Annotated in this window: 12 protein-coding genes; 3 read left to right on the forward strand and 9 right to left on the reverse strand. The window is 75.0% G+C overall.

Translation table 11 applies throughout. From position 1 onward, the window contains the following. Positions 1-22: 22 nt before the first annotated feature. The 6 genes from AC07A4_RS04840 to AC07A4_RS04865 all read right to left on the reverse strand — a co-directional run bounded on the left by AC07A4_RS04840 (position 23) and on the right by AC07A4_RS04865 (position 5,632). Complete coding sequence (locus AC07A4_RS04840) at positions 23-640, reverse strand: GAF domain-containing protein (RefSeq protein ID WP_478593046.1); 618 nt, start codon at positions 638-640, stop codon at positions 23-25. 16 nt (positions 641-656) lie between these two features. Continuing rightward, on the reverse strand, positions 657-1,253 hold the full coding sequence (locus AC07A4_RS04845) for a GTP-binding protein (protein WP_478593049.1): 597 nt from the start codon (positions 1,251-1,253) through the stop codon (positions 657-659). Continuing rightward, positions 1,231-1,602, reverse strand: coding sequence for a DUF742 domain-containing protein (locus AC07A4_RS04850; RefSeq protein WP_478593051.1), 372 nt, complete (start codon positions 1,600-1,602; stop codon positions 1,231-1,233). The genes AC07A4_RS04845 and AC07A4_RS04850 overlap by 23 nt, the downstream gene beginning before the upstream one ends. 2 nt (positions 1,603-1,604) lie before the next feature. After that, positions 1,605-2,039 (reverse strand): roadblock/LC7 domain-containing protein, encoded by a 435-nt coding sequence (locus AC07A4_RS04855; RefSeq protein WP_478593053.1) that lies wholly within the window; start codon positions 2,037-2,039, stop codon positions 1,605-1,607. A gap of 80 nt (positions 2,040-2,119) precedes the next feature. Then, a complete protein-coding gene (locus tag AC07A4_RS04860) occupies positions 2,120-3,934 on the reverse strand; it encodes a sensor histidine kinase (protein WP_478593056.1) in 1,815 nt (604 codons plus the stop codon). Positions 3,935-4,414: 480 nt separating this feature from the next. Next, complete coding sequence (locus tag AC07A4_RS04865) at positions 4,415-5,632, reverse strand: MBL fold metallo-hydrolase (protein ID WP_478593058.1); 1,218 nt, start codon at positions 5,630-5,632, stop codon at positions 4,415-4,417. 300 nt (positions 5,633-5,932) lie between these two features. Here AC07A4_RS04865 and AC07A4_RS04870 point away from each other — a divergent pair, with 300 nt between their 5' ends. Both AC07A4_RS04870 and AC07A4_RS04875 read left to right on the forward strand, forming a co-directional pair. Beyond that, entirely contained in the window at positions 5,933-7,168 is a 1,236-nt protein-coding gene (locus AC07A4_RS04870; RefSeq protein ID WP_478593061.1) for a Glu/Leu/Phe/Val dehydrogenase dimerization domain-containing protein, read from the forward strand. Between the two features lie 10 nt (positions 7,169-7,178). Then, complete coding sequence (locus AC07A4_RS04875; RefSeq protein WP_478593064.1) at positions 7,179-7,790, forward strand: TetR/AcrR family transcriptional regulator; 612 nt, start codon at positions 7,179-7,181, stop codon at positions 7,788-7,790. Between the two features lie 25 nt (positions 7,791-7,815). Here AC07A4_RS04875 and AC07A4_RS04880 read toward each other — a convergent pair whose 3' ends face one another. From AC07A4_RS04880 to AC07A4_RS04890, 3 genes are all read right to left on the reverse strand, one after another. Then, a complete protein-coding gene (locus tag AC07A4_RS04880; protein WP_478593067.1) occupies positions 7,816-8,568 on the reverse strand; it encodes an SIMPL domain-containing protein in 753 nt (250 codons plus the stop codon). 182 nt (positions 8,569-8,750) lie between these two features. Continuing rightward, the gene (locus AC07A4_RS04885; RefSeq protein ID WP_478593070.1) at positions 8,751-9,554 is read right to left on the reverse strand and encodes an SGNH/GDSL hydrolase family protein; all 804 of its coding nucleotides are present in this window, start codon (positions 9,552-9,554) and stop codon (positions 8,751-8,753) included. 149 nt (positions 9,555-9,703) lie between these two features. Then, the gene (locus AC07A4_RS04890; RefSeq protein WP_478593073.1) at positions 9,704-11,800 is read right to left on the reverse strand and encodes an alpha-galactosidase; all 2,097 of its coding nucleotides are present in this window, start codon (positions 11,798-11,800) and stop codon (positions 9,704-9,706) included. A gap of 257 nt (positions 11,801-12,057) precedes the next feature. Here AC07A4_RS04890 and AC07A4_RS04895 point away from each other — a divergent pair, with 257 nt between their 5' ends. Continuing rightward, positions 12,058-12,855: a tyrosine-protein phosphatase gene (locus tag AC07A4_RS04895; RefSeq protein WP_478593076.1), complete on the forward strand. Its 798-nt coding sequence runs from the start codon at positions 12,058-12,060 to the stop codon at positions 12,853-12,855. Positions 12,856-12,869: the final 14 nt, after the last annotated feature.

Genomic DNA, 12,869 nt, shown 5'->3' on the forward strand with positions numbered 1-12,869 from the left:
CTCGCGGCCCGCCGGACACCCGTCACCAGGACCCGCCGAGCTCCCCGTCGGCCTCGCGGCGCCGGATGCGCTCGGTCAGCTCCGCCGCCATCGACTTGATCGTGTCCAGACCGCTCCTGCCCCACGGCCGGGGCTCCACGTCCTCCACGCAGACCGTGCCGAGCGCGACGCCCGTGCGGTCGATCAGCGGGGCGCCGAGGTAGGAGCGGACGCCGAGCTCGTCGACCACCGGGTTCCCCGCGAACCGCGGGTAGTCGCTCACGTCTTCGAGGACAAGGGCCTTGCCCCGCGCCATCACGTGCGGGCAGTAGCCGTGGTCCCGCGCCCGGTAGCGCCCGTGCGCCCCGCCGACCGGCGCGTCCGCCCCCTCGCCCGGCGCGGTGCCCTCCTCGTACTCCTCGTCGGCGGCCGCGGCAACGCCCTCGGGCGCGTGCAGCCCGGCGAAGAACTGGTGTTCCTCGCCCACGAAGTTGACCATGGAGTACGGGGCTTCCATGACCCGCGCGAGCCGGTCCGCGAACGCGTCGAGCGCGGGCTCGGGCCGCTCCCCCAGGTCGAGCTCCCGCAGTCGCCGCACCCGGGCCTGCGCCTCCCTGTCGACCGGGGTCACCAGCAGGCGGCCGGTCGCTTCGTACATCATGTGCGTGCTCCATGGGTCATGTGTGGGCTCCCGATGTGGGCGCGGCGGGCGCGTGGGCGAGCAGGTGGCGGACGAGGGTGAGCAGGGTCTGGATGCCGGAGCTCGAGATCCGCGCGTCGCAGCGCACGACCGGCACCTGCGGGTCGAGGTCGATGGCGGTGCGGACCTCATCCGGTTCGTAGCGGTGGGCGCCGTCGAACTCGTTGATGGCGACGATGAATCCCATGCCGCGCTGTTCGAAGAAGTCGACGGCGGCGAAGCAGTCCTCGAGGCGGCGGGTGTCGGCGAGCACGACCGCGCCGAGCGCCCCTTCGGAGAGCTCGTCCCACATGAACCAGAAGCGTTCCTGCCCCGGCGTGCCGAACAGGTACAGCACGTGCTCCGGGTCGAGCGTGATCCGGCCGAAGTCCATGGCGACGGTCGTCGTGGTCTTGTTCTCCACGCCCGACAGGTCGTCGGTGGCCTCGCTGACCGTGGTGAGCAACTCCTCCGTGCTCAGCGGCGCGATCTCGCTCACCGCGCCCACGAAGGTGGTCTTGCCGACCCCGAACCCGCCCGCCACGAGGATCTTCAGCGCGGTGGGGAAGGCGTCAGAGCTGTCGTCGTAGTCCATCGAGCACTGCCTCCAACAGGGACCGGTCGGTCGGGTTGTGGTAGAAGTCCGGGGCTCTGGTGGTGATCGCCCCGCAGTCGACGAGGTCGGACAGGAGCACCTTGGTCACCGCCACGGGCAGCTTCAGCTGGGCGGCGATCTCGGCGACGGACGTGGGCGCCTCGCACAGGCCGAGGGCCTGGGCGTGCTCGGGGCCGAGGTAGCCGGCGGGAGTGGTGCCGGTCGTCCTCACCTGGGACAGCAGGTCGAGCCGCGCGGTCGGTCTGGTGCGCCCGTCGCTGACGGTGTACGGGCGGATCAGGCGCCCGGCGGCGTCGTCGAGCCATGGCCCGTCGTGCGGGGCCGCCACGCTCAGCGCCTCATCGACGCGGGCTCACCGGCGGGCTGGCGCGGCGCTGTCACCAGGTACGGGCGGACGCTCTTGACGAGCATCGCCATCTCGTACCCGAGCACGGCGGCGTCCGCGTCCCGCCCGGCGAGCACGGCGAGACAGGTGCCGGAGCCCGCGGTGGAGACGAAGAGCAGCGTGGAGTCGAGCTCCACGACCACCTGGCGCACGTCACCGCCGTCCCCGAAGCGGACGCCCGCGCTGCGCCCCAGGGAGTACAGGCCCGAGGCGAGCGCCGCCATGTGGTCGGCGCTGTCCGGGTCGAGGCCATGGACCGACTTCACGAGTCCGTCGCAGGAGAGCAGGACGGCGCTGTGGGTGTGCGGCACGCGCTGCACGAGGCCGCTCATCAGCCAGTCGAGATCGGATACCTGGCCGGTCGGCACATCGCTCGCCATGGTGGATCGACTCCTTGAAAGGTACGGGTTCGAGAGGGTCCCGAGGGCTGCCGGGCAGCCGGGGTGGGGGGTGGTGCGGGTCAGCCGCCCTGGTCGCTGAGGTCGCTCAGGTCCCTGGGGGCGGCCCTGTCGCCGGGGCCCGGGGGCACTCCGAGGGCGTGCTCGGCGCTGGACTCCCGTGCCTGCGCCGCCTGGGCGAGCCCGATGCCCCGCTGGAACGCGGCCATCAGGCCGGGGTCGTGGCCGACGGCCTTGTCGTCGTCCACGCGCGGGGCGCGGGCGTCGCGCAGCTGGGGCGCGAGGTGCTCCTGGGCGCGGCGCCTGGGCAGCAGGGGTTTGCCGACGCGGCCCCGGACGGCGCCGGTGCTCCGGGGCACCGGCGGCGTCGCGGTGTGCTCGGCGGTGGCGTGCCGCTCCTCGGGGCGGATGCCCGGCAGCGCTTCGGCGGGGGTGGGCCGGTCGCCGCGGGTGCCGCGGACGGGGAGCGGGGCGGGCGGGGTGGTGCCGTTCGCGTTCGCGGGGGTTCTCGCGGGTCGCGCGGGGCGGGGGGCGGCCTGGTGGGACGGGGCGGGGGCGGAGCTCTGGTACGGCGCGTGGTGGCCGGAGGTGTGCTGCCGGGGCGCGGACGGGGCCGGGGTGGCGGGGGCGGGTTCGCGGGCGCCGCCGCGGGCGGTGGGCGCGTCGTCGTGTTCCGCGCCGAGGAGGCCCTGGGGCACGATGAGCACGGCCTGGACGCCGCCGTAGATGTTGGTCTGCAGGCGCACCGCGATGCCGTGTCTGCGGGCGAGCGCGGCGACCACGAACAGGCCGATGCGGCCGTCCTGGAGCAGGCTGGCGACGTTCACCTGGTCGGGGTCGGCGAGGAGTTGGTTCATCCGGCTCTGCTCGGCGACGGGCATGCCGAGGCCGCGGTCCTCGACCTCGACGGCGAGCCCGGCCGTGACGCGGTTGGCCCGGAGCAGGACTTGGGTGTGCGGCGCGGAGAACACCGTGGCGTTCTCGACGAGTTCGGCGAGCAGGTGGATGACGTCGGCGACGGCGTGGCCGCGCAGGGTGCCGTCGACGGGCGGCACCAGCTTGACCCGTGAGTACTGCTCGACCTCGGCGATGGAGGACCGAAGGACCTCCATCATGGACACGGGCCTGCTCCACTGGCGGCGCGACATGGCGCCGCCGAGCACGGCGAGGTTCTCGGCGTGGCGCCGGATGCGGGTGGCCAGGTGGTCGATGTGGAAGAGGCCCTTGAGGAGTTCGGGGTCCTCCACGGAGTTCTCCAGCTCGTCCAGGAGGGAGATCTCGCGGTGGACGAGCGACTGCAGGCGCCGGGCCAGGTTCACGAAGACCTCGACCTTCTGCTCGCTGCCCGCCTGGCTGGAGAGGCGGGAGGCCCGCACGACGGCGGTGACGGCGCCGTCGTGCGCGCGGGCGAGCTCGTCGGCGAGCAGCCCGAACTCGTCGCCGGGCGGCGCGGTCCTGGTGGCGGCCTCGCGCACCGCCGGGGTGTCGCCTCGGCGCAGTTGCTCGACGAGGGTGCGCAGGTCGGCCTGGCCGCGTGCGGTGGTGCGGCGCAGCGCGCCGATCCGGTCGCGCACGGACCGCGCGGCCCGGTCGGCGGCCATCGCGGCGACCACGATGCCGGTGAGGCCGAGCAGGGCGGCGACGGCGAGGAGCGCGAGGAGCGGCGGCGCGGGCCGGGTCCCGGTGGAGCGGATCATGAAGAGCACGGCGGCGCAGCCGCACAGACCCACGGCGACGGCGGGCAGCACGGCGATCCGCAGCAGCTGCGGGCGTATGCGCGTCTCGGGGGACGGCGGCGCGGCGCGGCCCCCGGACCTGCCGTGCCGCCCGCCCTCGCGGCGGTCTGCGCGTGCTGCCGGTGCGCGAAGGTGAGACATCAGCGTCCTCGGTACGTAGCGGCGGGTGCCGCGGCGGACCGCTGCGGCACCTCGTCGATGGCATCGCGGTGCCGGCCGGCAGGCCGAAGATGTCATCCCTGCGTCGCCCGACGGCCACACACGGTAGTCGTCAAGACATCGCGGGCGGCGGGCAGTTGACAAAGTCCGGCGGACCGCGTCCCGCTCTGGTATGACGCCTCGTACGGCAGCGCGAAAAGCGTCGTACGCCAGCGCGAACACCGTCAGTCGGGCGGTACGGGCTTGTGTCGGACGTCCGTTCCCGACGCGGCGCGGGAGCCGTGGTGGCGGCGGGCGCGGGCGGTCAGGACCTCGGCCGCCCGGGGCCCGCGGTGCGCGGCGACCCTCGTGGGGCGCGCGGCCGGGGCCGCGCCCCCGGGGAACCCCCCGCCGCGCGCGCGGAGTTGACCGGGGCCCGGGGCGGGCGGGACCGGACTCGCGCGCCCCCTGGCGGGGCCTTCGTCAGCCGACCGGGGCGGCCTGGTGGCCGGAGGCGTCCGGGGCCGGGCCCTTGTCGGGCTCGGGCCAGCCGCCCCGGGGCGCGACGGCGATCTCGCGCCACCAGGGGGCGTCGGGCACGGTGTCGGACGCGGGCTCGAAGGGCTCGCCTGGGATGGGCAGGGCGACCGGGGCGCCTTCCGCGCGGGCGGCGGCGAGTGTGCCCTCGCCGGGCTCGGACCAGGCGTGGGGCGCGAGGTTGAACGTGCCCCAGTGGATCGGGAGCAGCACGCCGTGCGGGCGCCCGCCCTGGAGGTCGAGGTGGGCGCGCACGCCTTCCGCGGGCTTCATGTGGATATCAGGCCAGAAGTCCGAATATGCACCGATCTGGATCATTGTGGCGTCGAAGGGGCCGTGGGCGGCGCCGATCTCCTTGAAGCCCGGGAAGTAGCCGGTGTCGCCGCTGTGGAACACGCGGTGCTCGGGGCCCGTGACGCACCAGGACGCCCACAGCGTGTGCTGCTGGTTGCGCAGCCCCCGGCCGCAGAAGTGCCGGGCGGGGGTCGCCGTGAGGGTCAGGCCCGCGACGTCCGTGGACTCGTGCCAGTCCAGCTCGCGCAGCCGGTCCGCGGGCACGCCCCAGTGCTCCAGGTGCGCGCCGACGCCGAGCGGCACCACGAACAGCGTGTCGGTGCCCGCGAGCGCCTTGATGGTGGGCAGGTCGAGGTGGTCGTAGTGGTCGTGGGAGATGACGACCGCGTCGACCGGGCCGAGCGCGGCCAGCGGCACCGGCACGGGGTGCAGCCGCTTGGGCCCGGCGAAGGCGAACGGCGAGCACCGCTCGCCCCACACGGGGTCGAAGAGCACCCGGCGCCCGTCGATCTCGGCGAGGACGCTGGAGTGCCCCATCCAGGTGAGCCGCAGGCCGCTCGCCGGGGGCCTGGCGAGGTCCGCGAGGGTGGTGGCGTGCACCGGCACATGGCCCGTGGGGGCGCGGCGGACGCGCTCCTCGCGGCGGAAGTAGACCTTCGCGAACTCCAGGGAGGAGCCGGTGGGGCGGGTGCGGGCGCCCACCGGGTTCTGGAACGAGCCGTCCGCGAAGTGCGGCGAGCTGCGGATGCGCGCGAGGCGGTCACCGGCGGGCTCCGCGCCGAAGGCGTCCGGCACCAGCGAGCGGAGCAGGGGGCTCAGGGACCGGGACACGGCGCACCTCCAGAAACAGGGCTGCTCAGGCCTCCCCATTATGTGCGCCGCCGCTGACATCGACCGCCGGGGCCCCTGCCGGAGGGGGCCGGAACGGGCCGCGTCCGAAGGGAGACCCACGAAGAGACCCACGAAGAGACCCACAAGTAGACGCATCAGTAGACGCGCCAGTAGGCGCATCAGTTGAGACGGCGCGGCACGCCGCGCACTCCGGCGGGCGGGCTGATCCGCTCCCCCGCCCACTCTGTGGGCGGCTGGTCCGCCGAGTCAGGGCCGCGTGGACTCCTGTGATGTACTGACCCGCTGACCGACCGTTCAGTAGCTTCGCAGGAGCCCCGCATGCCCGTGCCGCCCGCGCCCTTCCTGTCGCTGACCTGGACCGACCACGTCACCGGGCGCCAGGGCTTCCTCGTCGTCGACCGGCTCGTGCGCGGGGTGTGCAGCGGGGGTCTGCGGATGCGGCCGGGCTGCACGCTCCAGGAGGTCACCGGGCTCGCCCGCGGCATGACGATGAAGGAGGCCCTGCACTACGACCCCGAGGCCCGCTACGTCCCGCTCGGCGGCGCCAAGGGCGGCATCGACTGCGATCCGCGGTCCCCGGAGGCGTACGGCGTGCTCGTGCGCTACCTGCGGGCGACGCGCCCGTACATCGAGGCCTTCTGGACCACCGGCGAGGACCTGGGCCTGACCCAAGACCTCGTGGACCGGGCCGCCGCCGAGGCGGGCCTGCGCTCCACCGTGCAGGCCGTCTTCCCGCTGCTCGACGACGAGGCGGCCGCGCGGCGGCGGCTCGCGGGCGCCTTCGCCACCGAGGTCGACGGCATCGGCCTGGACGCGCTCGTCGGCGGCTGCGGCGTCGCCGAGTCCGTCCTGACCGCCCTGGACACGGCGGGCGTCGCGTACGCAGAGACCCGCGTCGCCGTGCAGGGCTTCGGCACCATGGGCGGGGCGACCGCGCGCTTCTTGGCCCGCGCGGGGCTCACGGTGGTGGCCGTCGCCGACATCAAGGGCACCATCGCCCACCCCGAGGGCCTTGACGTGGAGGCGCTGCTCGCGGCCCGTGACGCGTACGGCACCGTCGACCGCGCGGCCCTGCGCCCCGGCGACCGCGAGCTGGCCGACGGCGCCTGGCTCGCCGCCGAGGCGGAGGTCCTGGTGCCCGCGGCCGTGTCGTACGCGATCGACGCGCACAAGCAGGCGCGGATCACGGCCCGCTGGATCGCCGAGGCCGCGAACATGCCCGTCACCGCCGACGCGGAGCGGCTCCTGGCCGCGCGCGGCACGACCGTCCTGCCCGACGTCGTCGTGAACTCCGCCACCAACGCCTGGTGGTGGTGGACGCTGTTCGGCGACATCGGCGACGCCGCCGATCCGGCCGCCGAGGCCTTCGCGTACACGCGCCGCCGCCTGCGCGCCCTGGTCGGCGCGGTCCTCGCGCGCGCGGAGCGCGAGGGCACGACACCCCGTGCCGCGGCCCACGCCCTGGTCGCCGACCGCCTCCCGGAGATCACCGCGCGCTTCGGCCAGCTCGCCCCCGCGGCCGTCAGCGCCGGGCGCGCCGCTCCCCCTGGGTAGGCTGCCGGGCGTGGTGAGAGTGCGGCTGAGCGTGGCGGAGCGGCGGGTGGAGCTGCTGACCGCCACCGTCGAGCAGATCGAGGCGCGGGGCGTGGCCGCCGTGCGCATCGCCGACGTGGCCGCGACGCTCGGCGTGAGCAACGCGCTCGTGCTCTACCACTTCTCGTCGAAGGACGAGCTGGTCGCCGCCGCGTTCGCGCACGCCGCCGAGGGCGACCTCGCGCATCTGGGCAAGCTGCTCGGCCGCCGTACGTCGGCGGTGCGCCGGCTGCGGGCCGCGGTGCGCTGGTACGCGCCGACGGGGCAGGCCAAGGGCTGGCGGCTGTGGATCGAGGGCTGGGCGTCGGCCGTGCGCGAGCCGGCGCTGCGCTCGGTCACGCGCGACCTCGACCGGCGCTGGAAGGCGGCGCTCGCCGAGGTCATCGCCGAGGGCGTGGCCGCGGGCGAGTTCCGCTGCCCGGACCCGATGGCCGCGGCGCTGCGCCTGACGGCGCTCCTGGACGGCCTCGCCGTCCAGATGACGGCGTACCCGGGCGCCCTCTCGCGCACCCGGGCCCGCACCTGGACGGACGAGGCGCTGGCCCGTGAGCTCGGCCTGTCCCTGGAGCGCCTGCGGGCCTGACCGGGGCCCGGCGCGGGGCCGGGCGTCAGTCCAGCTCGTACACCGCGACGAGCGTCACCTGGTCCTCGATCTCCCCGGGCGCGACCGGCACCTGGTCCTTGGTGACGGCCTCCGCGGGCACCGCGAGCGGCCGGGGGCCGCCGCCGTCGCTCTCGCTGAGCGAGACGAGACGGCCCAGGTGGCGGCCGCTGAGGTGGGCGTACTGCTCGGCCTTGGCGCGGGCGTCGTCGTGGGCGGCGGCGCGGGCCTTGCCCCGCAGCTCCCGCTTGTCGGCGAGGTCGAAGGCCACCCCGTGGACGCGCCCGGCGTCCCCGGCGGCGTCCATCGCGGCCTGGACGACCCGGCCGGTGTCGTCGAGGGCGCGCACGGTGACCGAGAGCGTCTGGGCCGCGCGGTAGCCGGTCAGCTTGGACTCCCCGCCCTTCTCCTCGTACACGGGCGACAGGGAGAGGCCCTCGGTGCGGACGTCCCGCTCCGCGACGCCCTTCGCGCGCACGGCGTCGATCAGCGCCTTGGCGGCGCGGTTCTGCGCGGCGAGCGCCTTCTGGGACGTCGGCGCGGTGACCTCGACCCCCATGGTGATCACGGCCAGGTCCGGGGCGGCGCTCGCGGACCCCGTTCCGGTGACGGTGACGGTGGCGGGCGCCTGGGCCCGCGCGGCCGCGGCGGGAGCCTCGGCCGCGGCGGCGGGCGCGACGGCGGCGGGCAGGCCGAGCGCGGCGAGTGCGACCACGGCCGCCGCCAGGGGGCGTACGGACACGAGCGGGCTGCGGGGCATGGGCGAGTCCTTCCGGTGTGCCGGTCCGCCCGCACGGGCGGCCTTCCGCCCCCTTCCGGGGGACGGCCATACGCCATCGCAGCACGCGCGCACGCGCGCGCCGGTGCGCCACTCCCGCCCTGTCACCTCACCGGTCCCGCCCTTGCCCGCCGCCCGGGACCAGGTCCCTTCCGGGCGGGCGGCTACAGCGGCATCAGGTCGGGCCGCTTGGCGGCCACGTGGTCGCCCGACGACTCGCCCCGCAGCCTGCGCCCGATCCACGGCACCAGGTGCTCGCGCGCCCAGTGGATGTCGTCGCGCCGCTCCTCCAGGGCGCCGCGCGGCGGCAGCGGCGGCCACGGCTGGTCCGGGTCGGCGGGCACGTCGAGGCCGAGCACCTGGCCCGCGCGCAGCGCCACGCGCGTGTGGCCGTCGGCCGACAGGTGCAGCCGGTCGTCGTCCCAGGCCCTGCGGTCCTGGACGGACTTCAGGGACCACAGGTCGAGCACCGGGCAGCCGTAGCGGTCGGCGATCGCGCGGACGTGGCCGTTGTACGTGGCGATCTTGCCGCGCAGATGCTTGAGGAGGGCCACGCCCCGGGTGTCGAAGCCGGTGGTGACCACGACGGTGCCCACGGCCGACGCGAGGTCGGCGACGGCCCGCTCGAAGCGCTCGGCGACGTCGTCGGGGTCGGTGCCGGGGCGGATGATGTCGTTGCCGCCCGCGGCGAACGTCACCAGGTCGGGGGCGAGCTCCTTGGCCCGCGGCACCTGGTCGGCCACGATCTGGTCGAGCAGCTTGCCGCGCACGGCGAGGTTGGCGTAGCGGAAGGTGTGCTCCGGCGCCAGGTCGTCGAGGAGGACGGCGAGGCGGTCGGCCCAGCCGACGAAGGTCCCGTCGGGCCCGGGGTCCCCCACGCCCTCGGTGAAGCTGTCGCCGACCGCTGCGTAGGAGGTGAAGTGGGTGGTGGGTGCGTATCTGACGAAAGGTGTCGACTCTGCTGTCACGTCGTCACATCTTTCCTGCCACCAAGTGACCTACGCCACCGTAATAAGGGGTTGACGTGGCGTGAGATAAGCCACCGGTCAAGATTGCACCAACCCGGAATACGGTGGTCGCGCCGCCCGCGGTGGCCGCGGTGCCCCTGGGCGCGGTCTCAGGCCGGGGTCCGCCGCAGCCGGAACACCGCCGCGTCCAGGTCTCCGCGCAGCCCCGTGCGCAGCCCGTGGTGGAGCAGGACCGCGCCCCGGTGCACCGCGCCCGTGTCGTGGCACACGTACGCCGCCGAGGCGTCCAGGGCCCGCAGCCGCACCGGCGCGGGCTCCTCGCCGTACTCCTGCGCCCGCAGCCAGGCGAGGACGACGACCTCGTCCCCGCGGACGTAACTCACCGCGCTGAGCCCCTGCCCCGGCGGCCGCAGCCGGTAGAGGTCGCCGAGCTGCACCACCGGCCTGATCTCCTTGTACAGCGCCACCCACCGGCGGGCCTCGGCCAGTTCATCCGCGCTCCACCGGGCGAGGTCGCCGCCGAGGCCGAGCACCCCGGCCATGGCGCTGACGAACCGGAACCGCAGCGGGCTCACGCGCCCGTTCAGCTGGCTGTTGGGGCTGTCGGTGACCCAGGCGGCCATCACGCGCGAGGGGTGCACCTGGCTGAATCCGTGCTGGATGGCGAGGCGGTCCGCCGGGTCGGTGTTGTCGGACGTCCACACCTGGTCGGTGCGGGACAGGATGCCGAGGTCGACGCGGCCGCCGCCGCCCGAGCAGGACTCGAAGGCGACGCCGGGGTGCGCGGCCCGCAGCCGGTCGAGCAGGTCGTACAGCGCGCGCACATGGCCGCTCCACAGCCGCTGGGGGTACTTCTCGCCGGGCCAGCCCGCGTCCGTGAAGCAGCGGTTGAAGTCCCACTTCACATAGTCGATCGGGGTGCCGGTCAGCAGCGCGTCGAGGCTCTCCCACAGGTGTTCCCGGACGTCGCGGCGCGCGAGGTTGAGCACCAGCTGGCCGCGGAACTCGGTGCGGGTGCGGCCCGGGTGGTGCTGCACCCAGTCGGGGTGCGCGCGGTACAGGTCGCTGTCCGGGTTCACCATCTCCGGCTCCACCCAGATCCCGAACCGCATGCCCAGGCCGTGCACATGGTCCGCGAGCGGCTTCAGGCCGCCGGGGAACCGCTCGGGGTTCGGCGTCCAGTCGCCGAGCCCCGCCCGGTCGCTGACGCGCCGCCCGAACCAGGCGTCGTCCACCACGAACAGCTCGACGCCCACCGCCGCGGCCCGGTCGGCGAGCGCGCGCTGCTGGTCCTCGTGGATGTCGAACCCGGTGGCCTCCCAGGAGTTGTAGAGCACCGGGCGCACCTCGTCCGCGTCCGGCACGACGTGCGCGCGCTGGTAGGCGTGCCAGGCGCGGCTCGCGCCGCCGAAGCCCTCGCCGCTCCACAGCCCGGCGAACACCGGCGTGACGATCGCGGTGCCGGGCGCGAGCACGTCCTGGCCCGCGTCGTCGTGGCCGCAGCCGCCGGTGATCTGCACGGCGCCGTCCGGGAGCCGGTGCACCGCGACGCGCCACGACCCGGACCAGGCGAGCGCGCAGCCGTACACCTCGCCGTGCTCCTCGGTGGCGTCGCCCGCGTCGAGCGCCACCCACGGCAGGTGCTGGTGCCCGGTGTGCCCGCGCCTGCTGCCGATGACCAGTTCGCCGTACGTGAGGTCCGCGCGCGCCAGGCGGGACTCGGCGGCCCACCGGCCGTGCAGCTGGGACAGGCGCCAGCGCTCGCGCCGCGGCAGCGTCCAGGTCGCGGAGTCGGCGCGCAGCAGCTCCAGGTCGGGTGCGTCGGCGGGCCCTTCGTGGACGAGCACCGCGTACCGCTCGACGACGTCGGCGCGCATGCGGTAGTCGAGCAGCACCTCCAGGTGGTGCGTCCGGTCGGTGAAGCGCAGGCGCAGCTCGTCCGCGTCGGTGTCCGCGGCCTTGAAGCGCCACTCGGTGCCCCGCACCCCGCCGCCGCGCACCGACAGGGCGGGCCGTACGAAGCGGGGGCCGCCCTCGACGGGATACTCCTCGTGCCCGTCGAGCCGTGACTCGAAGGGCCGCTCGGGCGGGAGCGGGCCCGCGGCGAGGGCCTCGGCGTCGGCGAGCGCGATCCGCGGGCCCCAGTGCAGGTGCAGCAGCTCGTCGCGATCGGTCAGGTGCAGCGCGTAACTACTGGTGGGACCCGAGAGGAGCCACGTGCGACCGTCCTCGCCGACCTCGATCATCAAACCCCCACAGGTCCTCTGACAGATCTCAACAGCCGCGCGGGCGTACGCACATCTTCGAGCCCGTGCGACCACCGGGGCAACGCCCGTGCACGCTCGGTCGCCACTGATTGCCTGAGGAACCCGTGTCGTATCGTCGAAGGCGCGACCACCGACCGCCGACGGCCCCGCCGCGGCGAGCCGCGCGGTGTGCGCGTCCCGGCCGGTCACAGGCGCCCGCGCCCTGCCCCGGCCGACCCCGACCCCAAGGAGAGCCCGTGACACAGCAGGTCCCGTCGACCGAACCCGAGCTCGCCGGTGTGCGCAACTTCCGTGACGTGGGCGGCCTTCCGGCCGTCGACGGCCGCCGGGTCCGCCACGGCGTCCTCTTCCGCAGCGGACACCTCGCGCACGCCACGGCCGCCGACGCCGCGTTCCTCGCCTCGCTGGGCCTGCACACGGTCTTCGACTTCCGCAACGCCGCCGACCAGCGCCTGGAGGGCCCGGACGTCGAGCTGCCGGGCGTGCGCAATGTGAACCTGCCGCTGTCCGACCCGGCCGACGGCGCCGAGTTCTGGAAGATGGTCCGCGACGGCGACCTGGACCAGCTGCGCGCGATCCTGGCCGACGGCAAGGCCGCAGACCGCATGACGGCCTCGTACCGCACGATGGTCACCGAGCGCACGGCCGAGCACAGCCGGGTCCTGCACGCGCTCGCCGAGGACAGCGTGCCCGCGCTCATGCACTGCGCGGCGGGCAAGGACCGCGCGGGCCTCTCGATCGCCGTCACGCTGCTGGCCGTCGGCGTGGAGCGGGAGGCGATCGAGGCGGACTACCTGGAGTCGAACGCCGCCCACCGCCGCTACAAGGTGAACCGCAGCAGCACGGCGCCCGACGCCATGTCCCCCGAGATCATGGAGCTCCTGAGCCCGCTGTTCGACGCGCGCGCGGCCTATCTGGCGGCGGCCTTCGCCACCATCGAGCAGACCTGGGGCGACACGGAGACCTATCTCACCCGGGGGCTCGGCCTGGCCCCGGCGACGCGCGAGCGGCTGCGCGAGCGCCTGCTGCACTGACCGGCGCGGGCGGT

The organism is Streptomyces sp. NPDC043996, assembly GCF_056435225.1.